Below are 1,584 nucleotides of genomic sequence, written 5' to 3' on the forward strand. Positions count from 1 at the left end.
AACGGATCTTGCCCAGAGCAGGAATGACGCGAGTGTGACCGCCGCTTCGTAGGAAGCGGCGGTCTTCTCGTATCTGGTGGCGATGCCACGGAAGCCCTTGAGCCGGTTGAAGCAGCGCTCAATGACGTTGCGTCGGTGGTAGATCTCCCGCTCGAACCCGGGCGGCCGCCCGCCGCGATGGCCGCGATTGTGCCGGTGCCGTCGCTGGTCGGTCTTCTCTGGGATGGTGTGTGCGATGCCGCGTTTTCGCAGGTAGGCGCGGAAGCCGCGCGAGCTGTAGGCCTTGTCTGCGATGACGTGGTCGGGACGGCAGCGTGGTCGGCCCGGGCCAGTTCGAGGGACGTGGATCCGTTCCAGAAGGGGGCGAGCGCAGATGCTGTCGTGCCGCTGGCCCGGGGTGACCAGGACGGCGAGAGGACGGCCGCGGCCGTCGCAGGCGAGGTGGATTTTGGTGGTCAGGCCTCCTCGGGATCGGCCGAGGGCGCGATCGTCCGGTTCGTCCTGCCGGTGCTGCCCCCTTTTCGGCCGGTGGCGGCTGCGTGCTGGTGGGCGCGGACGACGGTGGAGTCGATCTGCACCAGCCAGTCGATGTCACCGGCCGCGTCGGCCCGGGCCTGGATCTGCTGCAGGACCCGGGTGAACACGCCGTCCAGGGCGTAGCGACGGAAGCGGGTGTAGACCGTCTTCCACGGACCGTAGCGGTCCGGCAGATCACGCCACGAGATGCCGGTCCGGATCTTGTAGACCATCCCGTTGACGACCTGCCGGTCCTCCACACGAGGCCGGCCTGTCGCGGCCCGCGGTATCAACGGAGCGAGCAACTCCCACTCTTGGTCGGTGAGTTCATGACGGCGTACCACCCCACCATGATCCACCGTCTGACGATCTTTGAAGACGAACCCTAGGGTGCGTTTCATATGTGGATCTTGATGTGTCAAGATCCCACTTCGTGGGGCGGCATGATCTGACGAATACACAGTGGGCGAAGCTGGAGCCCCTGCTCCCGGTCGGCAAGAAGCCTGGACGGCCACCGGTGCACACCAAGCGGCAACTGATAGACGGCATACGGTGGCGCACCCGCGCCGGTGCTCCCTGGCGGGACGTGCCCGAGCGCTATGGCCCGTGGGAGACGGTCTACGGCCTGTTCCGCCGCTGGCAGCGGGACGGCACCTGGCACCGCATCTTCGAACAGCTGCAGGCCCAGGCCGACGCCGAGGGACTGATCACCTGGGACGTCTCGGTGGACTCGACCATCGCCCGCGCCCACCAGCATGCGGCCGGCGCCCGCAAAAAGGGGATCTGCAGACCGAGCCGCCAGGCGGTGTGTTCATCGAGCCCGACGACCACGGGCTCGGACGCTCCCGGGGCGGGCTGACAACCAAGCTCCACCTGGCGGTCGAGCAGGCCCAGAAACCGATGTCGCTGGTCATCACGGCAGGACAGCGCGGTGATTCCCCGCAGTTCCAGGTGGTCTTGGGCCGCATCCGGGTGCCCCGGCTCGAGTCGGGCCGCCCGCGCACCCGGCCGGACAAGGTGCGTGCCGACAAGGCGTACGCTCCCGCGCGAACCGTGCCTACCTGCGCA

The 1,584-nt window shown here is 67.9% G+C and carries 3 protein-coding genes; 2 read left to right on the forward strand and 1 reads right to left on the reverse strand.

Features of this window, described 5'->3' with window-relative positions:
• A protein-coding gene (locus STRIP9103_RS48550) for an IS5 family transposase (RefSeq protein WP_100244023.1) occupies positions 1-917 on the reverse strand; the annotation gives its coding sequence in 2 pieces (ribosomal slippage) (positions 1-501 and positions 504-917; 915 coding nt annotated over the 2 pieces). This gene is flagged as partial in the annotation.
• Positions 918-919: 2 nt separating this feature from the next.
• Here STRIP9103_RS48550 and STRIP9103_RS52045 point away from each other — a divergent pair.
• A complete protein-coding gene (locus tag STRIP9103_RS52045) occupies positions 920-1,375 on the forward strand; it encodes an IS5 family transposase (RefSeq protein WP_009308042.1) in 456 nt (151 codons plus the stop codon).
• Positions 1,324-1,584, forward strand: a 261-nt coding sequence (locus STRIP9103_RS52050; RefSeq protein WP_048821184.1) for an IS5/IS1182 family transposase, incomplete at its 3' end; no start/stop codon positions are given. The genes STRIP9103_RS52045 and STRIP9103_RS52050, both read left to right, overlap by 52 nt.

This window comes from Streptomyces ipomoeae 91-03, from assembly GCF_000317595.1.
GTDB lineage: Bacteria > Actinomycetota > Actinomycetes > Streptomycetales > Streptomycetaceae > Streptomyces > Streptomyces ipomoeae.